This window comes from Dolichospermum lemmermannii CS-548 (assembly GCF_028330815.1).
GTDB classification, from domain to species: domain Bacteria; phylum Cyanobacteriota; class Cyanobacteriia; order Cyanobacteriales; family Nostocaceae; genus Dolichospermum; species Dolichospermum lemmermannii.
Genome location: NZ_JAQMTJ010000105.1, coordinates 1 through 20,226 on the forward strand (window position 1 = coordinate 1; position 20,226 = coordinate 20,226).

Below are 20,226 nucleotides of genomic sequence, written 5' to 3' on the forward strand. Positions count from 1 at the left end.
CATCCCCTCAACTTCCCAAAAGCGATCGCACCCCTCACTCCCAAAAAGCGATCACACCCCTCAACTCCCCAAACAGCGATACCTTCGGTGTTTAAATCTGATATACTTTTAATAGATCAAGTTAATCATAAGTTTTACTTGATATTAATTAACTAGAATCTAAGAATGTGAAACAATATAAAACTATACAGCTACAATTGAAACCAGAAATAGAAGCTCGTCTGATTACCCAAGCTACTAAACAAGGTTTATCAATTGAATCTTATCTTGAATCTTTGATTGAAGATAGTTTAAAAAATCAAGAGGAAAAATCTTTTTCTCAAGTAACAACTGAGGAAGATTGGGAAACAGCACTAATGAATTTAATCAATAGTCCTGCTTTTGCTTTAGCACCACCACTTTCAGATGTAGCTATTAGTCGGGATAGTATTTATACTAGAGAAGATGAAATGTTATGAAATATTATTTAGTAGATACCAATATTTTGCTGCGCTTAGTACAAAAGAACAGTCCAATGCACCTTGACACTACAAATGCAATTTTTATGCTCAAAAGACAAGGTAAATTCTTATCTATTACTCCACAAAATCTGATCGAGTTTTGGGCTGTTGCTACACGACCTATTGATAAAAACGGTTTAGGTTTATCTATTAATCAAATAGTAGAAGAAACTGAAAATATCAAAAATATATTTTTGGTATATCGTGACACACATCAAATTTTTACAGAATGGGAATCTCTAGTTATTAAATACCAAGTTATGGGAAAACAGGTACATGATACACGTTTAGTAGCAGCTATGTTAACTCACAATATTACACATTTATTAACATTTAATGTTGAAGATTTTAAACGATTTACTGAAATTGTAATTGTTTCTCCGTATGAAATTCCAAGGTTTCCTGGTAAAAATATCAATCTTTAATATTATTTTCAGCTAAAATAGACATTATAGGAATACTTTTTGAAGCCCAGTTTTTTGAACTATTATCAACTCTTAACTTCACCTGAAATCCTTGAAATGAAGGATTTAGATTATATTCCAATGTAATAGCTTTGACAAACTCTTCAATTTGTAATTTCCTATTTTTTGAAACTATATCACGGTTTTCATTAGGAACTGATCCTGCAAATGTGAAAACTAGCCAAGCATTATTCCAAATAAACGCTCCTAATTTTTCTGTCAACAAGCTTATTGTCGTTTTTTCTTCTGGACGGAATCTTGTTTCATCTAAGCGAGAAACATAAATTAATGTGTTGATTGTTTTTAAATCAACATTATTGATTATCAAATCTAAATATTGTTTGTCGCACTCTAGATCATCTTCTGCTAGTCCTGGTGTGTCAATCAGGCAAATATCACCTAAATGGCTAGTATGATCATAATACCTGATTATTTTGGTACAAGCTTCGTATTTTGACGTTTCCGCAACAGGTTTGCCTAAAATTGAGTTAATAAAGCTTGATTTACCAACTCCAGTACGTCCAACAATTAAAAAATTACGCATTTCTACGATCTAACTCTAACCACAAACCTACTACAGTACCCAGTAAACCTCCAACTATTGCACCACCAGGACCAAGAAATAAACCTACCGCTGTTCCACCAGACGCAAGCCCTCCAATAAGACCTTTATTAATCTTATTTTTAACCTCTTCTTTTTGATTTTCATCTAGTTCAATTCGTGGTTTACCCGATGATGAAGATACACTATCTTTCATAGCTGCTGCAAATGCTAAAGAACCGGATTCAGATGCTCTGACAAAAACTCTTGTAAAAAATTCTCCCAGCCATTTTTTGCCATCTGGTGTTGTTTCACTTAGGTTATCTACGGCTATAGATGGAATTTGATTAGCTGTATCTTCTCCTACATACTTAGCTATTTCTTTGCGTATTAATTCTGTTCTTATCTTGAAAGTTTCCTCATATTCTGAGGCAGTAACAGAATTAGCAAATGTAAAAACAATTACGGAGCATTCCCAAACTTTCTTACCAAATGCTTTTGAAAGACCTTTAATAACTTGTTTTTCATCACTTGTCACTCTAGTATCATCTAGCCTACTGACAAACCACATTGAAACCATTTTTTGGATTTTTGGTTTCATTTCCTTCAAGTATTTTTGGTCATTACCAGCTTCTTCATCATCACGAAGACCAGGAGTATCTACTATGATGCAATTTACGCCATTTAATTGATGTTCATAAGTGTCTACCGAATTTGTAGTGGGTTCATATTTGCCAGTTTTAGCAATTTCACAATCTAATAAAGAATTGACAGTGCTAGACTTTCCTACTCCCGTGCGACCTACTAAAACAAAGATAATCTGTTTATCAATAAATGTTTTTACCTTTGATTTTAACTCATTGCTAATATATGGCAGATTATCAATTTCCTGACAAAGGTTTTCGACATTTTCCTTTTCACTGCGAATTTCATATATACGCATCAAAGCAATTTCAATGCCAAATTTGGCCAGATAATCCGCAAGTATTCCAGATGTTCCTAATGCAAGAATCCCTCCAAGCATACCAGCCGGTCCACCAAGAATTGCTAAAGCTGTTGTGATGGCCGCTGCACCAGTTAACCCTGTAGTAGCCATGACAACTGTAAATATTACTGCGGGTAATCCTAAAGCAGCTACTTTTCTTATAACTTCATCCATAAAGCCAAATTCCAAATTCCTGAAAATTAATTAAAGGGTAGGTGTAACCTTATAATTTTTATTATTGCAAAATCTGGCAAATATTACTTAATATTCCGGGATAGCGTATAAAAAACTTGCCCTAAAAATAGTCAACTCTCTTAACTCTCTCTTTTCTTCGCGCCTTTGCTCCTTAGCGACTTTGCGCGAAACAAACCTCTCCGCGCCTCTGCGTCTCTGCGAGAGAAAAAAGGGGTATAGCAACAAACTACACCCCTAAAACTAACCTAAAGCTGCTTCACTTCACTCACCAACTTAGCCACCATATCCTTAGCACTACCAAACAACATAGTCGTTTTAGCCTTATAAAACAACTCATTATCAACACCAGCAAAACCAGCACTCATACCGCGCTTAATCACAATAGTTTGCTTTGCGCGATCAACCTCCAAAATCGGCATCCCATAAATAGGACTATTCTTATCACTACGCGCCGCTGGATTGACCACATCATTAGCACCAATCACCAACGCCACATCAGCCTGTTCAAACTGGGGATTAATATCCTCCATATCATACAACTGCGTATAAGCAACATTAGCCTCCGCCAATAATACATTCATGTGTCCCGGCATCCTCCCCGCCACCGGATGTATCGCATATTTCACATCCACACCCATGCGCTCTAATTGATCAGCCAACTCCCGGACGCTATGCTGTGCTTGAGCAACCGCCATACCGTATCCTGGGACAATCACCACAGAACGGGCATAACCCAACATCATCGCCCCTTCTTCCGCATCAATACTGCGAACAGGTTGATCACTAGCACCAGCAGCCGCACCACCACTAGAAGTAGAGACAGAACCAAAAGCACTAAATAAGACACTGAACAAAGAACGGTTCATAGCCTTACACATAATTTCCGTCAGGATAAGACCAGAAGCCCCCACCAAAGCACCGGCGATGATTAACATATTGTTCATCACCACAAACCCAGCCGCAGCCGCAGCCACACCGGAGAGGGAGTTTAACAGCGAAATGACAACGGGCATATCACCGCCACCAATGGGGAGGACGAACATCACACCCAACACCAAAGAAACAGCCACCACAGCTAAAAATACGGGGAGGCTATCTGGTGTCATGATTAAATAGGCACTTCCAGCTAAATAAGAACCCAAAAGCAGGATGTTAAAAGGTTGCTGCAAAGGAAAGGTAATCGGTGTACCGCTAATTAAACCTTGCAATTTGGCAAAAGCGAGAAAACTACCCGTTAAAGTCACACCACCAATTAACACATCCAATAACATAGATATGTTGACATCGAGGGGGATAGGTTGAGAACTATCTAATAACCGCCAAAATTCAGCAACGGCAATTAATGCGGAAGATGCTCCACCTAAACCATTTAGTAAACCCACCATCTGCGGCATTTCTGTCATTTGCACTTTGTAAGCAATAACAGCGCCAATTACCGAACCAATAGCCAAACCTATCAAAATCATCTCGTAATTTAATACGTGCTGATCTAGCATTGTGGCGACAATAGCTAATAGCATTCCCACCGCAGCGACAAGATTACCATTTCTAGCACTAGCGGGAGAACCGAGTTTTTTCAAACCCAGGATAAATAATGATGCAGCGACTAAGTAAGTTAGCTGAATCCCAGTTGGTAAAAAGTCGCTCATGCTTTAACTTCCTTCTTTTTAAACATTTGTAGCATTCTGTCAGTGACTAAAAAACCGCCGACAACGTTAACCATTGCCAAAATTACGGCAATTAAACCGAGAATGACTGATAAATTCGTGTTTTTCTCCCCAGCAGCCAGAATTGCACCAATTACGGAAATCCCGGAAATGGCGTTTGAACCGGACATTAACGGAGTGTGTAACGTGGGGGGAATTTTGTTAATCACTTCAAAGCCGATAAAAGAGGCTAAGACGAGTACAAATAGAGCCGGAAGTAATGCTTGTGTCATGTTAATTTTGGATTTTGGATTTTTAGCTCACGCAGAGGCGCAGAGAGAAGATTTACAACAATCATGGAAAATATCCCTCAAGAACTCATTTCTCTGCGAACTCTGCGCCTCTGCGGTTCGTTATTCCGTGAAATTTATTCATTTCAACTAAACAGCTACCGCTTGCAAAGCGTCCTTTACTCGTTGGTTTCTAATTTCTCCACCATGAGTAACACAAGCAGCAGCAACTATGTCGTCATCAAAGTTGATTTCTAAGGCTTTGTTTTTAATCAACAGTTGCATTAGTGAAGTAACGTTCTTTGCATACAGTTGGCTGGCGTGTACTGGCATAGACGAAGGTAAATTAATTGGTCCAATAATTGTGACACCGTTCCAAACAATATCTTTACCTGCTTCTGTACAAGCGCAGTTTCCACCCTGTTCTGCGGCTAAATCCACAATTACTGAACCGGGTTTCATTTGTGCCACCATTTCCTCTGTCACCAGTCTGGGGGCTTGTCTTCCTGGTACTTGGGCGGTGGTAATGACAATATCGGAGTTTTTGACGTGGCTGGCTACTAGTTCTTGGGTACGCTTTTTACTGTCTTCGGAAATTTCTTTGGCGTAACCACCGGCTGCGACGGTTTCTTCTTCGAGTTTGACTTCGACGAATTTCGCCCCTAAGCTTTGGACTTCTTCTTTAACGGCTGGGCGGATGTCAAAGGCTTCTACTACTGCTCCTAGTCGTCTTGCGGTGGCGATCGCTTGCAATCCTGCCACACCTGCACCCATAATAAATACTTTGGCGGGAGCAATTGTCCCCGCAGCGGTGGTTAACATGGGGAAATATTTCGGTAATGCCGCCGCCGCAATCAATACGGCTTTATAGCCCGCCAGTGAAGCCTGGGAAGACAAGGCATCCATGCTTTGCGCTCTGGTGGTACGGGGGATTAATTCCATACTCAAGGCTGTAATTTGCCGATTTGCCAATTGTTGGGCAATTACGGGATTTCCTAGGGGATTTAGGAAGCTAATTAATACAGAACCTGATTTAAGTAATTCAATTTCTGTCCGGCCATCTTCTCTGGTTTGGGGTGGGCTAACTTTGAGTAAAATATCTGCTTCACTCCATAATTGAGCAGAATCATGGCTAATTTTTGCCCCTGCGGCTTCATAGTCAGCATCACTGAAAAATGCTTTTTCTCCCGCACCAGCTTCTACCCAAACTTCTAAACCTTGTTTGACTAATTTAGCTACGGTGTCAGGAATTAAAGCTACACGCCGTTCACAAACTTCTATTTCTTTCGCAACTGCTATTTTCATGCAATCTCCTGGATATAAATACTTAACATCACCCGTTAACTTTTAATACTTCTTGTGTCAAATTAGTATCATTAAGCTGATGGGATGATTAACCATGAATTACCTTTGTAGATAGAATTTCCAAATTTTGCTTTTGCTATCTTCCTTATCTAGTCACAACCTCAACTTGACAGTATGCAGATATCATCCTTACAAAACAGCTATAAGTAGAATTAGTTATCGCACATCCTCTGCCGATTTCCACATTTTGGATATTGTTCTTTAGATTATTTTATATTTTGGAAAATTCGCACTCTTTTTTTTGATTCATTATGGAATTTTTAATCATTTGTGATATATCTGAGTATTCATAATTAGCAACAAAAATTATTCTTTTAGATAATAAAATTAAGAATGTTTACACTAAATGCTAAATAACAGTAATTTTGCTTTATAGATGGAACTTTTCACAAGAATGGCACTTTTACCTTTAACTAACGTCTATTGTCAAGCATATAGTAGTAAAGTTTAGTTACAAATACTAACGCTTAGTTAAAAACTATCCACTAGCGGAAACCTAATTTATGAAACGCTTACTTTCTGCCTTAGCTGTTACTAGCTGTTTATTAACAAGTTTTTCCGCTACAACTTGGGCGCAAAGCTTACCCGGTTTGACACTTTTTAGCGGTGTCAAAGCTGATAATCAACTGCCCTACCGGTTAGATTTTGGCGGACAAACCAATAGCACTGATCGTTATATACTAAGACTTCCAGCCCAAAAAATGAAACTGGCAGTAGCTCAATTTGCCATTACCTATCCTGATTATTACAAGGGAAGTTTTGATACCAAAAGTGTTGAGGTTCTAGTTAAAGGTAAAAAAGTTGCCCTGTCTGAAGTCAAATGGGATAAGGCAGGTGGGGTGATTCAAATATTTCCCCAAGAACCAGTTCCCGCTGGTCAAAAAGTGGAGTTAGTCTTCTCCAACGTTGAAAATCCGTCCTTCGGGGGAGTTTATTATTTCAGATGTCAAGTTCTTTCCCCTGGTGATGTACCATTACTGCGTTATATTGGTACATGGATTATCAGTATTACTTAAAAAGGGAACGGACAACGGACAACGGACAACGAACAACGGACAACGGACAACTGACAACTGTACGGGCGAAGCATTTGGAGAACTATTTTTGGCAATGACCGATAATTTATCTTCCAAATGCTTCGCCCCTACTGACAACGGACAACGGACAACGAACAACTGACAACTGTACGGGCGAAGCATTTGGAGAACTATTTTTGGCAATGACCGATAATTTATCTTCCAAATGCTTCGCCCCTACTGACAACGAACAACTGACAACTCCATCCAGAAATATGTTTTTATTGCCTGTAAAGTGGTAAAATATCAGATTGTGACTTTTTATGAAAATCGCCTAAAAGGAGAACAGTATGCAAAGAACCCTGGGCGGCACTTGCCGTAAGAGAAAAAGAACATCTGGATTTCGCGCCAGAATGCGGACACCAGACGGCAGAAACGTGATTAGTGCTAGAAGAAAAAAAGGACGGCATCGTTTGAGTGTTTAGGGTAAAATTCAGCAATTAATAACTGTTGTGGCTTTGCCCAAAGCATATCGTCTCAAATCCCGTCAGGATTTTCAGGCAGTTTTCCGGGAAGGAATTCGGCGACATAGTTCTCATTTCACTTTGAGAGCTTTAAAACCTACTCTTTTGACAGAACCTTCTTTGGATACTGCCCCCCCTAGCACAAAAATTGGTATTGCCATTAGTACAAAAGTCAGTAAACGCGCCGTTGTTCGCAACAAAATCAAAAGGCAAATAACAGCAGCATTACATCAACTATTGCCTAAATTACTCCCAGGATGGCGGCTAGTATTAATTGTGAAACCAACAACAACAAAATCTGAGTGCGAAACTCAGAAATTTCTGCAAGAATTAGAGCAGTTGTTGGCACAAACTGAGGTATTAAATGGGCATTCGTGAAGAAGTTTTTTATGAGGGTGGTCCCCACATTGGGGATTTAATTCTCAATCTGCTGATTGGACTGACAGTGGTGGGTATCCCCTTAGCTGTGGGGGCAATAGTCAGGGCTATATGGCTGCGCTTCCGGATCACAGATCGAAGGATATGTGTAACTGGCGGTTGGATGGGACGCGATCGCTTTGATGTAATTTATTCAGAAGTGGTAAAAGTTGTCAAAGTTCCCCGTGCCATCGGCCTATGGGGAGATATGGCAATCACTCTCAAAAATGGTACTCTCATAGAAATGCGGGCTGTTCCTAACTTTCGGGAAGTCTATGACTACATTAACGAAAAAGTTGCTGCTAAAAATCCCCAATATAGCAGTTCTAAATAAGTCATTTGTCCAGAGCGGCAACATTCAGATTTTTAGATAATGTGCGGCTATCCGTAGCTTCCCTCGCTGGCGTAGCTTGTGGATAGTCACAGCAATGCTTAACAAAAACCTCTACAATATAGAGCAAAAGCTTGGGAGAGAACCCCCTCTAGTCAGAGGATAGGCTCAACTAAGCATCCCATTCCTCACCGGGGTGGGAGTGTCAAAGTACCGCAGGTTGAATTCAGAATAATGGATTTTGGTATCGGGTTTCTCTCGAACAACGTGATGTTGCCAATCATAGACCTTTTCTATGGTTTTGTCCCTAGCTATGGGTTGGCGATAGTAGCTTTAACATTGATTATCCGCTTTGCACTCTATCCCCTGAGTGCCGGTTCTATCCGTAGTATGCGACGGATGAAAGTCGTGCAACCGCTGATGCAAAAGCGCATGGCAGAAATCAAAGAACGCTATAAAGACGATCAGCAAAAGCAACAAGAGGAAATGCTCAAGGTCCAAAATGAATTTGGTAATCCCTTAGCAGGATGTCTCCCTCTACTTTTGCAGATGCCAGTATTACTAGCACTGTTTGCCACTTTGCGGGGGTCGCCTTTTTCCGGCGTTAACTATTCCGTTAATCTGCAAATCTTCCCTCAAGAACAAATTGAGCGCATTCAACCCCAAGCCTTTGCCACTTCTCCGCAAAATATTTATATTGCTGATGGAGAACATACTCCCATTTCTGCCATCTTACCAGGCGGTAATAAGTTAACAGTGGGAGAAAAGACTAAGATTCAATATCAAACCGTGGAAGGGAAACCATTTGATTTGCTCTTAGCAGAACACCCAGAAACTAAGTTGACACCTGACTGGAAAATCACTAAAGGTGAAGAAAGGGTTAAAATTGATGCCCAAGGCAATATAGAGGCTCTAGAACCCGGAGACGTGACCATTCAAGGCACAATTCCCGGACTAGCAGCAGAGAAAGGATTTCTCTTTATTGATGCTTTGGGTCGAGTCGGAGCTATTGATGCCGATAACACAGTCCACTGGGATATTGTGGGGATGATTGTCTTCTTTGGTATCAGCCTTTATGTGAGCCAAATGCTGTCTGGACAAAATTCCAGCGGTGGCAACCCTCAGCAAGATACAGTAAATAAAATTACCCCTGTCATCTTTTCTGGGATGTTTTTATTCTTTCCCCTACCGGCTGGAGTTCTCATGTATATGGTAATTGGTAACGTTTTCCAAACCGTCCAAACCTATATTCTCTCCCGTGAACCTCTACCAGAAGAAATTCAAAAAATCGTAGATTTACAAGAGAAAGAAGCCCAAACTATCGAAGTAAAAGCGTTGCCATTTGAACCCAAAAGTTCTAAGAAAAAGGCTAATGGTTGATTATGAGCGACATTTCTATGCAAAGTAGTGAACAATGGTTACAGAATTTGCTACTTCTGACTGGTGTATCTACCCAAGTACGGGCTAATTTAGAAACTACCCCATCTTCTGAGCAAGATGTCCCAGCAGGAGCAAGCTACTGGTTGACAATAGATCAAACTAATTTAACATCAGAACAAATTAGGATTTTAATTGGTGCTGGTGGTTCGGTGCTAGACGGAATTCAGTATCTAGCAAATTCCGTTCTCAACTTAAACCAACCAGAAGACAATCAAACGGCTTACACGGTTGAATTGAGTGGTTATCGGGTGAGACGAGAAGCCGAAATCCGCACTTTAGCAGAAAATGCTGCCGCAGAAGTTCGCTTTTCGGGCAGAGAGGTAGAACTTCAATCTCTTAGTTCTTCAGAACGTCGTCAAATCCACACGTTATTGCAGGAATTTTCTGATTTAGAAACCTTCAGTCGTGGTAAAGAACCTTATCGTTATTTAGTTGTTCGTCAGGCAGTTACACCATAATTAGGGAATAGGGAATAGGTGATGATTTTATCAATCACCATTTACCCATTACCCATGCTCAATTTTAAGGGTATTTCACAAATCCTATGGACGCTATTTTTATTCCGCAGCTAACTAAAGCCCCGGAGCGGACAGAGGAAATTCAAGTTCAAGAGTTTCTGCCTGGACTAGAAACATTGACACCAGTTCGCGGAGTTATCCAGGTTAAACATCAGGGTAATTATCTAGAAGTTTCATCTCAGGCAGAAACAATTGTTACCTGTACCTGCAACCGCTGTTTGCAGCAGTATAACCATCGTTTGGTTCTGAATACTCAGGAAGTCATTTGGTTAGACGAAACCGCTAATCAAACGGAAGATTTGCCTTTAGAAATGGAAGTTGCTGTCGAAGATTTACTGGAAACTTTAGCACCTGATGGTCATTTTGATCCCGGTGAATGGCTCTATCAGCAGATGTGTTTAGCATTACCTCAGCGTCAATTATGCAATGTTAATTGTCCAGGTATTTTGGATGCTGCTGTTTCTGAACCACCTACGGATAGCCGTTGGGCTTTATTAGATGCGTTGAAAAAGCAACTCCCAGATAATTAGTAAATTTACTATTTGGTGTGTTATGGCTTAATTCTTTATGGCTCGGTAAAAGCTCTTAATACTCTCTCAAGCTCCTCAAGGATTGTTTATCTTTGTGGAGTTTTTAATTACAGATACTAAACAGGGTTGGGAAATGGATTTTTACAGATCATGAAATACCCAGTCTCAAGTGTCAACTTAACGTAAAACCCCTTCCCGCCAGGGAATGAATTCCCAGTCTAATAGCTAAAGTCATCTAAAGATGACTAAGGGAACACCAAAAAATAAATTACACAATTTTGTGGGATGGGCATCCTGCCCGTCCTTGATGATTAGCGGGCTTTTCGTCCCGCACCACAAGAAATTTTTGGGGATTTTATTTCTTGGAAGTCCCTAAACACTGGGAAAATTTATTAGTCCGTTTTAACGGACTTGAGCTATGAGACAGGGAATTTATTCCCTGGCGGGTTTGTCAGCTAAACAAATAAGCCATCTGTAGCCTGATTTAACACCAATGATGTTCAAAAAACTTACCGAGATGCTGAAGCTGTTGGTAATTTTACTGTTTTTAATATTAAAGGTAATGATTATCGTTTAATTGTCGGGATTAATTATGAAACAAAAAAGGTTCACTACAAATACTTGCTAACTCACGCGGAATACAATAAAGATAAATGGAAAAATGACCATTACTTTTGACGATAAAACTTATAGTCAATTACTAGCAGAAATCGCTCCTCAAGTAATTGAAACAGAGGCAGAGTATGAACGGCTTTTAAAAGTTGCAGAATTTCTAACTTTTAAAAAGAATCTTACTCCAGAGGAGCGAGTTTTAGATAAATTGCTAGTCAAACTAATTGAAGATTATGAGGAAGAAAATTATCCAATGGATGAATCTACACCTCATGATATATTGCTACATATCATGGAATCTAGCGGAATTCGTCAAGCTGACTTAGTACGTATTCTTGGTTCTAGTAGCGGTGTAGTTTCAGAGGTTGTCAACGGTAAACGTTCAATTAGTAAAGCACAAGCTAAAGCCTTGGGAGAATATTTTAAGGTTTCTCCTAGTTTATTTATTTAGAGTTCGGTTTTACCAGATCCCCGACTTCTTCAAGAAGTCGGGGATCTATTTATTCGTCTCCAAACAGTTTCTAATAAATCAGGATTATTCATGTCAACATATTCAAGATTAGGAGATTGTCTAAACCAAGTTCGTTGACGTTTGGCGAATTGTCTGGTATGTAAAACAATTAATTCTTTAGCTTCATCTAAAGAAATTTCACCAGTTAAATATTGCTTGATTTCTTGATATCCTAATGTATTTAATAAAGATAAATCAGTACCATATTTTTGACAAAGATATTCAACTTCACCAACTAAACCATCAGCTATCATTTGCTCAGTCCGGTTGCGAATTCTCACATCTAAATGTTCGGCATCAGAATCTAAACAAATTTGCAAAATTGGATAATTCGGAGGATTTTCTCCTTGCTGCTCAGAAATGGGAATACCAGTTGTATAGTAAACCTCCAAAGCTCTTAAAGTTCGCACCAAATCGTTAGCATGAATTTTTTGAGCAGCGATCGCATCAACTTGTCCCAATATCTGGTAAAGTTGAATTTGCCCAAGGGATTCTAATTGCGATCGCAATTCTGGCTGTGGTGCAACTCTGGGAATCTTCATTCCTTGCACAATGGAACGAATATATAAACCAGTTCCACCCACTAACAACAGTGTTTCAACTCCCAAACTAGCAATTAAAGCTTGTGCTTGTTCCTGATAATCTGCTAATGTCATTATTTCAGTTGGTTCACAGATATCTATCAAATAATGGGGAACTGATTTTTGTTCAATCACATTTGGTTTAGCTGTACCAATATCAAACTCACGATACACTTGACGAGAATCCGCACTAAGAATTACAGTATTTAATCTCCTCGCTAAACTCAAAGCTAAACCAGATTTACCCGTCGCTGTTGCCCCACAAATTACAATTAATTTAGTCATTAGTCGCTTTGCTCCAATTAAAAATTAACAAATTAAAAATTAAAAAAGTAATTTTAATTGATAAAGGGTGATAATCCCTATATAAACTTCTCATTAAATTGCGCTACAGACGGCAGGAAGGCTTTTGTGATATACTATTGGGGTGATTTAACTTTTTTCGCCTTTTGGCGATATTAACCCCAAGCATCAGGAGAATTTTCATGACGAGCAGTTACAGTGCCGATCAGATTCAAGTTCTGGAAGGTCTGGAAGCCGTCCGCAAACGACCAGGGATGTACATTGGTACTACAGGTCCGCGAGGACTCCACCATTTAGTTTACGAGGTAGTGGACAACTCTGTTGATGAAGCTTTAGCTGGTCACTGTACCCATGTTGAAGTGGATATCAATGCTGATGGTTCTGTGACAGTAACAGATGATGGTCGGGGTATTCCCGTAGATATCCACCCAAAAACCGGGAAATCAGCTTTAGAAACAGTGTTAACTGTTCTCCACGCTGGTGGTAAATTTGGTGGTGGTGGCTACAAAGTTTCCGGTGGTTTACACGGGGTGGGGATTTCGGTTGTTAACGCCCTATCTGAGTTTGTAGAAGTTACGGTTTGGCGTGATCACAAGGTACATAACCAGCGATATGAACGCAGTTTCGCCGTTACGGAATTGGTCGCAACGCCTTATAAAGAAGATAGAACGGGTACTTCTATTACCTTCAAGCCAGATACACAAATTTTTACCACCAGCATAGAATTTGATTACATTACTTTATCAGGTCGTTTGCGCGAGTTGGCGTATTTGAATGCAGGTGTCAGAATTATTTTTACGGATCATCGTTTAGAAATCCTGAAAAGCGACACACCGAGAATAGAAACTTACGAATATAAAGGCGGTATTAAAGAATATATCGCCTACATGAATCGTGAAAAGCAACCACTTCATGAAGAAATTATCTATGTCCAAGGGGAACGGAATAACGTCCAGGTAGAAGTTTCTTTACAGTGGTGTACTGATGCTTATACAGATAATGTTCTCGGTTTTGCTAATAATATTCGGACTATTGATGGTGGTACACACTTAGAAGGTTTAAAGGCAGTTTTAACTCGGACATTAAATGCCACCGCTCGTAAACGGAATAAAATTAAAGAAGGTGAATCTAACCTCAGTGGTGAACACGTCCGTGAAGGTTTAACGGCTGTAATTTCTGTTAAAGTCCCTGATCCTGAATTTGAAGGACAAACTAAAACTAAACTGGGAAATACAGAGGTTCGCGGGATTGTTGATTCTTTTGTGGGTGAAGTTCTTACAGAGTATTTGGACTTCCATCCGGCGATCGCTGATGCTATTTTAGATAAAGCTATCCAAGCGTTTAAAGCTGCTGAAGCTGCCCGTCATGCACGGGAATTAGTCCGGCGGAAATCAGTATTAGAATCTTCTCCTCTTCCGGGTAAATTAGCAGATTGTAGCTCTCGTGACCCTGCTGAGTCTGAAATATACATCGTGGAAGGCGATTCAGCGGGTGGAAGCGCAAAGCAAGGACGCGATCGCCGAACCCAAGCAATTCTCCCTTTACGTGGTAAAATCCTCAACATCGAAAAAACCGACGACTCTAAAATCTATAAAAATAACGAAATTCAATCGTTAATTACAGCACTTGGTTTAGGTGTCAAAGGTGAAGAATTCAATGCTGGACAATTACGATATCATCACATAGTCTTGATGACCGATGCTGACGTAGATGGAGCGCACATCCGCACGTTGTTGTTGACTTTCTTCTATCGTTATCAACGGGCATTGATTGAACAAGGTTTCATCTATATTGCTTGTCCTCCACTGTACAAAGTAGAACGAGGAAAAAATTATCAGTATTGTTACAGCGAACGGGAATTGCAACAGCATCTAGGTACTCTTCCCAGCAATGCTAACTATACCATTCAACGTTTTAAAGGTTTGGGAGAAATGATGCCAGAACAACTCTGGACAACCACCATGAATCCAGAAACCCGTACCCTCAAACGAGTGGAAATTGAAGACGCAGCCGAAGCTGATCGGATTTTTACCATCTTAATGGGCGATCGCGTCGCACCAAGACGGGAATTCATTGAAACTTATGGTTCTAAACTGAATATGACAGATTTAGATATCTAAGGTAATGGGTAATGGGGAATTGGTAATTAAGTTTCTACCTCCCCCGTTCCCTGTTCCCTGTTCCCTGTTCCCATAACTTTTTCGCTAAAAATCACAAATTTTCTCCACAAATAGGGAAAGCATTTGCTATGCTTAGAAAGCGCAACTAGATATTATCTACAAAGCAAAGATTGGTAAGCATACACAAAACTTTTCATAACCAGATGACAGCCGCTTTCTTAAAATCAGAAGTATTCAAAATCACAGTTGACATACGTAAAATTACCTAAACAGATCATTAGGTAACTTTAGCAACAATATTATTTATCACCTGATTAAAATATCGTTGTATACAATAGGAACAGTTTGTCAAGTTGCACAGGGTAGAAATCTCAACTCTGCGCTAATGTGTGAATAAGGCTAAATTGAGATTTCTCTCAATTCATCTTTTACCCAGCTAAAAATATGCCATAACTTTAACTCCTTAGTTCAGGTTCTTGGTATAGCATATACAAGGGTTAGTTCCTGGAAACAAAAACCAATCACTAGCGCCAAAGTGAATATGTCCAATTAGTTCAACCAGAACTAATTTCTGTAAACAATTACCCGTCCTCGGGTGAAGTTACAACAGAACATAAATACTATTTGTGCAGTTGGGAACAATTTGTGTAAGTTTTATAAAAGTGTGCCTACCTTTTAATTTAATGAGAATGCCACTGTCAAACCAAAAAGTTTTCAACAAGATTTAATGGTATCACCACCATTTTTAATGTCTTTTTGATAAAGGTGGCTTAATCTTAGTAAATGAGTTCATAGATAATGCACAAAAAGAGGGCAATTTTTGTGAAACAGGCTACAATCGGAACAGTATTTACAGTTAAATTTGCCAAATGTCATATACTTGTATCTCCATCAGGAAACTTTTTGAAAAAAAATGGATCTAGGCTATAGATTTACTCAATCAAAAGTGACATGGGGAATTACCAAGAATGACAATTTAAAAAGCGAGCAATTCACTAAAAAGTGATATTTGCCACTTTTACTAAACCATCCTGCATAAAACAGGAAAAAAATCACCGAAAATATTTTGAGGGTAATCAGCCAAACCCTAATTTTCGGTTTTAGAGATTACTTAATGCCAAAAGTAATCAAAATGTCTTGAGTAACTGATTCTGCAAGGAGCATGAGGAACGCGGCATGAACCAGGCTAACAACGTACTCGATAATATTTATCAGCCTGACCTAGAAATGATAAATCCGCCTGAGATCGAATTACAAGCACTCTTAATAGAAGAACAAGAGGACTTATTGCTGACTGATGACGGCGAAATTGATGATTTTTTAGAGCCTCAGTCTGATGAGGACGACGCAAAGTCTGGAAAAGCCGCTAAATCGCGTCGTCGGACACCAATTGCCAAGAAAAAGCACTACACCGAAGATTCCATTCGTTTGTATTTGCAAGAAATTGGGCGGATTCGTTTGTTACGCGCAGACGAAGAAATTGAATTAGCGCGGAAAATTGCTGAATTACTGGAACTAGAACGAGCGAGGGAAAGGCTTTGTGAACGCCTAGAACGCGATCCTAGAGACAGTGAATGGGCAGCAGAAGTATCGTTACCATTACCGACCTTTCGTTATCGGCTGCACGTTGGCCGCAGAGCGAAGGACAAAATGGTACAATCTAACCTGCGGCTTGTAGTTTCCATTGCCAAAAAATACATGAATCGGGGCTTGTCCTTCCAAGACTTGATTCAAGAGGGTAGTTTGGGTTTGATTCGTGCCGCTGAAAAGTTTGATCACGAAAAAGGCTATAAGTTTTCTACCTACGCTACATGGTGGATACGTCAAGCAATTACAAGAGCGATCGCTGATCAGTCCCGCACTATCCGGTTACCAGTTCATCTCTACGAAACCATTTCTCGGATTAAGAAAACCACCAAACTCCTCTCCCAAGAAATGGGACGCAAACCCACAGAAGAAGAAATTGCGACTCGCATGGAAATGACCATCGAGAAACTGCGGTTTATTGCCAAATCTGCCCAGTTGCCAATTTCCTTAGAAACACCTATCGGTAAAGAAGAAGATTCCCGTTTAGGTGATTTTATCGAATCTGATGGCGAAACACCAGAAGATCAAGTTTCTAAGAACCTGCTGCGGGAAGACCTAGAAAAAGTCCTAGATAGTCTCAGTCCCCGTGAAAGAGACGTTCTCCGACTTCGCTATGGTTTAGATGATGGTCGCATGAAAACTCTGGAAGAAATCGGCCAGATTTTCAATGTTACCCGCGAACGCATTCGCCAAATCGAAGCTAAAGCACTCCGTAAATTACGCCATCCCAATCGGAATAGTGTACTGAAAGAGTATATTCGTTAATTGTTAGGGGTGGGTTTAAAATCATCAACCTCTTAAACCTGCCCCCAGCATTAATTACATCTTCCCTTTCTGCATAACTTCTTGCAGATGATGGCGAATTTCGTGTGCTTGTTCAATTTCTGATTGCCGTAATTTTTGGAACAGTTCTACACAGGGTTGAGAATTAGCTTCCTTGGCATCTTTGATATAATTTTCATAAGCTTGAACTGCTACCGATTTAGTATGCAGCACACTAATAAAATCAAACTCTAAGTTACTAATGGGTTCTTGAGTTTTGGTTTTAGTCATTTTTCGACTCTGTTGGTTATTTAATTAATTTCTACTTATTCCCTGAGATTTATTCATCTGTCTAAAAGCTGATAAAATCCTCTGTTGTGAGTAGAGACGTTTTGTCAAAATGTCGCTACTTATTTAATTTTCGCGCTTCTTGTAATAACTGCTGGGAATTTTTCACCCACTGCAAATTACCTTGAATATTATATAAATCTTTAGAATATTGGAAGACTTGCACAGCTTCTTTATGCTGCTTTAATTGCATAAAAACTAACCCTGCACCATAATAAGCATTAGCATAATTAGGGTTAGCTGCGGCTGATTTTCTGAAAGCTGCTAAAGCTTCGCTTAATTTACCCTGGTTAAATAAAATTGAACCAAGATTATAGTGTGCTTCTGCGTATTTAGGATTGATTTTAATTGCTTGATTAAAAGCTGCTTTTGCTTGCTCAATTTTCCTTTGTTGCAAATAACAGATCCCTAAATGATAGGCTGGTTCAGGAGCATTTTGACTCATTGTTCTGGCTTTTTGAAAAGAGGCGATCGCACTTTCCCAATTTTTTTCCTGTTCCTTAACTAACCCCATGTTATAGTGGGCAAAACCCAGATTTGGATTTAACTTCAAAGCCTGATTTAAATAATCTTGCGCCAATTTTAAATTATTTCCTTCTAATAATGCTGCACCTAAATTTGCAAAAGCTAAAGCAAATTGAGAATCGGCTTGGGTAGCTTGATAAAAAGCATCTGCCGCAGGTTGTAACCGTCCCGATTGTCGTAGTGCTAAACCCAAATTATAGTGCGCTGCTGCTAATTTAGGATCTAGTTTAATAGCTTGACGAAAAGCGGTAATTGCTGCTTCTAATTGTCCTAGTTGAATTGCTTGTAGTCCTTGATTTAACGATTCTGTAGCTGCTTTGCTATTTGAGTTTTGTGCCAGTATTAGAGTAGGGGGAGAATTGGAAAATACGGGTTGAATATTAATACTTAATAATAAAAAATTGATTATCCCCAAGATGGGATATTTAATTAATGGTAGTTGCATAAGTTTAGTTTTGTTTCGCGCAATCTCTCTTAGAGATCCCGCAGGGTAGGCACAAAGGAGCAAAGACGCAAAGGAAGATCAGGAAAAATCAATGTTGTTCTGGTAAACTTGGACTTTCGATAATTAATCATTCAGTTTAAAAGGATTTGTAAACTTTACACCCTCAACAGTTGCACCTGATGGAAAATCTTCACTGTAAATTTCTTCAATTTGATTGAGTCTTGCTGTTGCCCAAATTTGCGCGTCCCAAAAACTAAAGTTATGGGTTTCTAGTCCACGAATCGCTTCTAGGGAGATTAATTTTGTCATATCAACAATATGGCAAATAGCTAAGTAGTTACGCATTCGCACCAATGCCTCAGCAGGAGTTAAAAGCGAGCGTCTAGTGCGGGTTGTAGCCATAAAAAACTCCCCTATCACCTGGGTACTAATTACTGCTTTCCCCGAACGAATTAACCTATCAACAACTGCGATCGCTTGTTCCTGTTTTGTGGTATCTAATGGATCGTAGACGTACACTAGAATATTAGTATCAATAAAAACTCTACCGTTCATAAAGGTCTTCCCGCTTCCAGTCTCTACCTCCAGCTTGAACAGGTCGAGTTTTGATTTGTGCAATAAATTCTCTTTCGGCTTCCCACAGTGAGATATCGGTTTGGGGGACAGTGATTTCACCAAGATGAAGGTCAATGGCTTGACGGATAATCTCGGCTTCACTTATACCTGTTTGTTGTGCAATCTCTTTGAGTAGATGTTCTTGACGTGGTTGGATATAAATCTGCTTGCGAATTTTGGTTGACACAATTTAGAAGTATATTTAGTGTATACATTACATTATACATTATTTATGGGAAAATTGTGATGCCTTCGTTAATTGAGGTGTTAGTTTTTTCCCTTGGAGAACTCCACAAAAAAATGATCCAATGGTATCTTGCCCGTCCTTGTATTATTAGCGGGCAAGATGCCCGCACTACAAGAAATTTTGGGATATTTTTTAAATTGGAAGTCTCTTGGAAGATCATCTGTAAAAACTTCTGGAAAAGCAAACTAAGCTCCTAATTTCTGTACCTAACTCAGATGAAATATGCTGTAAATTCTTCCTTCTGTTGTCTATTTACGTTACCCTTTTAAATTACTTATTGATAACTAAACCTTAAACTCATTATTATACTTGTATGTTAAGTGTATATAAACTCCTCACAATACAAAAAACTTTATGGGCTTTATATTTTCTCTGCTTACGAGTCTCATAGCAATTCTCATAAGACCTCGCGGTAAGTGGGAAACGAGCGTGGCTTGGCTCCCAACAGAGGGAAGCGACACGAGGGATTTTAATCCCTGTGGTATGCTAGAATGAAATCGTGAGTAAGAACAATAAACATCTACGTGTTGAAACATCCTAGTACGGAGAAATCCCGGCTCCTATGAAACAACGGTTAGGTTCAAGTCCTAGCGGCAGTATTGACAAGAAAGAGCAAGTAATGGCAGGTTGTGGAGCGTACCGTATCTTGGCTTAGTGATGGACTCTGAAAACACTGAAAACAATAAAAGTAAGCGCAATTTCGACACCTTGATTGGTGGTTGTATTGAGCGTCTAGGCGGCGTTTGACGGTCGCAGCGAGATTAGATTAGGCTAAACCTTTAATCTAATTCTGTCAGTAGAATCTCAG

General features: G+C 39.5%; 24 protein-coding genes and 1 pseudogene. 13 read left to right on the forward strand and 12 right to left on the reverse strand.

All coding sequences use genetic code 11. From position 1 onward, the window contains the following. Positions 1-167 precede the first annotated feature (167 nt). Both PN450_RS07275 and PN450_RS07280 read left to right on the forward strand, forming a co-directional pair. Positions 168-458 (forward strand): hypothetical protein, encoded by a 291-nt coding sequence (locus tag PN450_RS07275; RefSeq protein WP_168653498.1) that lies wholly within the window; start codon positions 168-170, stop codon positions 456-458. Then, complete coding sequence (locus PN450_RS07280) at positions 455-925, forward strand: type II toxin-antitoxin system VapC family toxin (RefSeq protein WP_168653499.1); 471 nt, start codon at positions 455-457, stop codon at positions 923-925. Before PN450_RS07275 ends, PN450_RS07280 begins: the two co-directional genes overlap by 4 nt. Here PN450_RS07280 and PN450_RS07285 read toward each other — a convergent pair. The 5 genes from PN450_RS07285 to PN450_RS07305 all read right to left on the reverse strand — a co-directional run bounded on the left by PN450_RS07285 (position 915) and on the right by PN450_RS07305 (position 5,926). Then, positions 915-1,508, reverse strand: a complete 594-nt coding sequence (locus tag PN450_RS07285; RefSeq protein ID WP_168653500.1) for a GTPase — start codon at positions 1,506-1,508, stop codon at positions 915-917. The genes PN450_RS07280 and PN450_RS07285 overlap by 11 nt on opposite strands. Further along, the gene (locus PN450_RS07290) at positions 1,501-2,679 is read right to left on the reverse strand and encodes a GTPase (RefSeq protein WP_174782915.1); all 1,179 of its coding nucleotides are present in this window, start codon (positions 2,677-2,679) and stop codon (positions 1,501-1,503) included. The genes PN450_RS07285 and PN450_RS07290 overlap by 8 nt, the downstream gene beginning before the upstream one ends. A gap of 251 nt (positions 2,680-2,930) precedes the next feature. Beyond that, a complete protein-coding gene (locus tag PN450_RS07295; RefSeq protein WP_271835862.1) occupies positions 2,931-4,334 on the reverse strand; it encodes an NAD(P)(+) transhydrogenase (Re/Si-specific) subunit beta in 1,404 nt (467 codons plus the stop codon). Then, on the reverse strand, positions 4,331-4,624 hold the full coding sequence (locus tag PN450_RS07300) for an NAD(P) transhydrogenase subunit alpha part 2 (protein WP_015081070.1): 294 nt from the start codon (positions 4,622-4,624) through the stop codon (positions 4,331-4,333). The genes PN450_RS07295 and PN450_RS07300 overlap by 4 nt, the downstream gene beginning before the upstream one ends. Before the next feature lie 147 nt (positions 4,625-4,771). After that, positions 4,772-5,926: a Re/Si-specific NAD(P)(+) transhydrogenase subunit alpha gene (locus PN450_RS07305; RefSeq protein WP_148764481.1), complete on the reverse strand. Its 1,155-nt coding sequence runs from the start codon at positions 5,924-5,926 to the stop codon at positions 4,772-4,774. Positions 5,927-6,489: 563 nt separating this feature from the next. Here PN450_RS07305 and PN450_RS07310 point away from each other — a divergent pair. Further along, positions 6,490-7,002, forward strand: a complete 513-nt coding sequence (locus PN450_RS07310; RefSeq protein WP_148764479.1) for a DUF2808 domain-containing protein — start codon at positions 6,490-6,492, stop codon at positions 7,000-7,002. Here the strand turns inward: PN450_RS07310 and PN450_RS07315 are convergent. Then, positions 6,961-7,161 carry a hypothetical protein gene (locus PN450_RS07315; RefSeq protein WP_271835863.1) on the reverse strand — a complete coding sequence of 67 codons (201 nt, stop codon included), beginning with the start codon at positions 7,159-7,161 and terminating at the stop codon, positions 6,961-6,963. The genes PN450_RS07310 and PN450_RS07315 overlap by 42 nt on opposite strands. Continuing rightward, positions 7,109-7,249, reverse strand: a complete 141-nt coding sequence (locus PN450_RS07320; RefSeq protein WP_271835864.1) for a hypothetical protein — start codon at positions 7,247-7,249, stop codon at positions 7,109-7,111. Before PN450_RS07320 ends, PN450_RS07315 begins: the two co-directional genes overlap by 53 nt. A gap of 103 nt (positions 7,250-7,352) precedes the next feature. Between PN450_RS07320 and rpmH the strand changes: the two genes are divergently transcribed. From rpmH to PN450_RS07360, 8 genes and pseudogenes are all read left to right on the forward strand, one after another. Further along, complete coding sequence (rpmH, locus tag PN450_RS07325; RefSeq protein ID WP_015081067.1) at positions 7,353-7,487, forward strand: 50S ribosomal protein L34; 135 nt, start codon at positions 7,353-7,355, stop codon at positions 7,485-7,487. A 27-nt stretch (positions 7,488-7,514) separates the two neighbouring features. After that, a complete protein-coding gene (gene rnpA / locus PN450_RS07330) occupies positions 7,515-7,904 on the forward strand; it encodes a ribonuclease P protein component (RefSeq protein WP_148764476.1) in 390 nt (129 codons plus the stop codon). Continuing rightward, complete coding sequence (locus PN450_RS07335; RefSeq protein WP_148764474.1) at positions 7,891-8,277, forward strand: PH domain-containing protein; 387 nt, start codon at positions 7,891-7,893, stop codon at positions 8,275-8,277. Before rnpA ends, PN450_RS07335 begins: the two co-directional genes overlap by 14 nt. Positions 8,278-8,508: 231 nt before the next feature. Continuing rightward, positions 8,509-9,654, forward strand: coding sequence for a membrane protein insertase YidC (gene yidC / locus PN450_RS07340; RefSeq protein WP_148764472.1), 1,146 nt, complete (start codon positions 8,509-8,511; stop codon positions 9,652-9,654). Between the two features lie 2 nt (positions 9,655-9,656). Beyond that, positions 9,657-10,172, forward strand: coding sequence for a Jag family protein (locus PN450_RS07345; protein WP_271835865.1), 516 nt, complete (start codon positions 9,657-9,659; stop codon positions 10,170-10,172). A gap of 86 nt (positions 10,173-10,258) precedes the next feature. Continuing rightward, a complete protein-coding gene (locus PN450_RS07350) occupies positions 10,259-10,762 on the forward strand; it encodes a YceD family protein (protein WP_213714018.1) in 504 nt (167 codons plus the stop codon). 486 nt (positions 10,763-11,248) lie between these two features. Continuing rightward, positions 11,249-11,440: pseudogene (locus tag PN450_RS07355) on the forward strand (type II toxin-antitoxin system HigB family toxin); the annotation flags it as partial. Beyond that, complete coding sequence (locus PN450_RS07360) at positions 11,424-11,825, forward strand: helix-turn-helix domain-containing protein (RefSeq protein WP_015081060.1); 402 nt, start codon at positions 11,424-11,426, stop codon at positions 11,823-11,825. The pseudogene PN450_RS07355 and the gene PN450_RS07360, both read left to right, overlap by 17 nt. Positions 11,826-11,854: 29 nt before the next feature. On the opposite strand, the gene miaA is transcribed toward PN450_RS07360, so the two are convergent. After that, positions 11,855-12,751, reverse strand: a complete 897-nt coding sequence (miaA, locus tag PN450_RS07365; RefSeq protein WP_271835866.1) for a tRNA (adenosine(37)-N6)-dimethylallyltransferase MiaA — start codon at positions 12,749-12,751, stop codon at positions 11,855-11,857. Between the two features lie 200 nt (positions 12,752-12,951). On the opposite strand from miaA, the gene gyrB reads away from it, so the two are divergent. Both gyrB and rpoD read left to right on the forward strand, forming a co-directional pair. Next, positions 12,952-14,889, forward strand: coding sequence for a DNA topoisomerase (ATP-hydrolyzing) subunit B (gene gyrB, locus PN450_RS07370; protein ID WP_271835867.1), 1,938 nt, complete (start codon positions 12,952-12,954; stop codon positions 14,887-14,889). Positions 14,890-16,065: 1,176 nt separating this feature from the next. Further along, positions 16,066-17,241, forward strand: a complete 1,176-nt coding sequence (gene rpoD / locus PN450_RS07375) for an RNA polymerase sigma factor RpoD (RefSeq protein ID WP_015081056.1) — start codon at positions 16,066-16,068, stop codon at positions 17,239-17,241. A 54-nt stretch (positions 17,242-17,295) separates the two neighbouring features. Here the strand turns inward: rpoD and PN450_RS07380 are convergent, their stop codons facing one another. From PN450_RS07380 to PN450_RS07395, 4 genes are all read right to left on the reverse strand, one after another. Then, positions 17,296-17,529, reverse strand: a complete 234-nt coding sequence (locus PN450_RS07380) for a hypothetical protein (RefSeq protein ID WP_148764456.1) — start codon at positions 17,527-17,529, stop codon at positions 17,296-17,298. Between the two features lie 115 nt (positions 17,530-17,644). Further along, on the reverse strand, positions 17,645-18,556 hold the full coding sequence (locus tag PN450_RS07385; RefSeq protein WP_148764454.1) for a tetratricopeptide repeat protein: 912 nt from the start codon (positions 18,554-18,556) through the stop codon (positions 17,645-17,647). 123 nt (positions 18,557-18,679) lie between these two features. Next, positions 18,680-19,111 carry a PIN domain-containing protein gene (locus PN450_RS07390; protein ID WP_148764452.1) on the reverse strand — a complete coding sequence of 144 codons (432 nt, stop codon included), beginning with the start codon at positions 19,109-19,111 and terminating at the stop codon, positions 18,680-18,682. After that, on the reverse strand, positions 19,101-19,358 hold the full coding sequence (locus PN450_RS07395) for a ribbon-helix-helix domain-containing protein (RefSeq protein ID WP_015081052.1): 258 nt from the start codon (positions 19,356-19,358) through the stop codon (positions 19,101-19,103). Before PN450_RS07395 ends, PN450_RS07390 begins: the two co-directional genes overlap by 11 nt. Positions 19,359-20,226: the final 868 nt, after the last annotated feature.

Bases quoted from the DNA above. Each gene is read 5' to 3' on its own strand.
- PN450_RS07280 (WP_168653499.1), top strand. From the start codon at position 455: ATGAAATATTATTTAGTAGATACCAATATTTTGCTGCGCTTAGTACAA.
- PN450_RS07285 (WP_168653500.1), bottom strand. From the start codon at position 1,508: ATGCGTAATTTTTTAATTGTTGGACGTACTGGAGTTGGTAAATCAAGC.
- PN450_RS07295 (WP_271835862.1), bottom strand. From the start codon at position 4,334: ATGAGCGACTTTTTACCAACTGGGATTCAGCTAACTTACTTAGTCGCT.
- PN450_RS07300 (WP_015081070.1), bottom strand. From the start codon at position 4,624: ATGACACAAGCATTACTTCCGGCTCTATTTGTACTCGTCTTAGCCTCT.
- PN450_RS07305 (WP_148764481.1), bottom strand. From the start codon at position 5,926: ATGAAAATAGCAGTTGCGAAAGAAATAGAAGTTTGTGAACGGCGTGTA.
- PN450_RS07310 (WP_148764479.1), top strand. From the start codon at position 6,490: ATGAAACGCTTACTTTCTGCCTTAGCTGTTACTAGCTGTTTATTAACA.
- rpmH (WP_015081067.1), top strand. From the start codon at position 7,353: ATGCAAAGAACCCTGGGCGGCACTTGCCGTAAGAGAAAAAGAACATCT.
- PN450_RS07335 (WP_148764474.1), top strand. From the start codon at position 7,891: ATGGGCATTCGTGAAGAAGTTTTTTATGAGGGTGGTCCCCACATTGGG.
- yidC (WP_148764472.1), top strand. From the start codon at position 8,509: ATGGATTTTGGTATCGGGTTTCTCTCGAACAACGTGATGTTGCCAATC.
- PN450_RS07345 (WP_271835865.1), top strand. From the start codon at position 9,657: ATGAGCGACATTTCTATGCAAAGTAGTGAACAATGGTTACAGAATTTG.
- PN450_RS07350 (WP_213714018.1), top strand. From the start codon at position 10,259: ATGGACGCTATTTTTATTCCGCAGCTAACTAAAGCCCCGGAGCGGACA.
- PN450_RS07360 (WP_015081060.1), top strand. From the start codon at position 11,424: ATGACCATTACTTTTGACGATAAAACTTATAGTCAATTACTAGCAGAA.
- miaA (WP_271835866.1), bottom strand. From the start codon at position 12,751: ATGACTAAATTAATTGTAATTTGTGGGGCAACAGCGACGGGTAAATCT.
- gyrB (WP_271835867.1), top strand. From the start codon at position 12,952: ATGACGAGCAGTTACAGTGCCGATCAGATTCAAGTTCTGGAAGGTCTG.
- rpoD (WP_015081056.1), top strand. From the start codon at position 16,066: ATGAACCAGGCTAACAACGTACTCGATAATATTTATCAGCCTGACCTA.
- PN450_RS07380 (WP_148764456.1), bottom strand. From the start codon at position 17,529: ATGACTAAAACCAAAACTCAAGAACCCATTAGTAACTTAGAGTTTGAT.
- PN450_RS07385 (WP_148764454.1), bottom strand. From the start codon at position 18,556: ATGCAACTACCATTAATTAAATATCCCATCTTGGGGATAATCAATTTT.
- PN450_RS07390 (WP_148764452.1), bottom strand. From the start codon at position 19,111: ATGAACGGTAGAGTTTTTATTGATACTAATATTCTAGTGTACGTCTAC.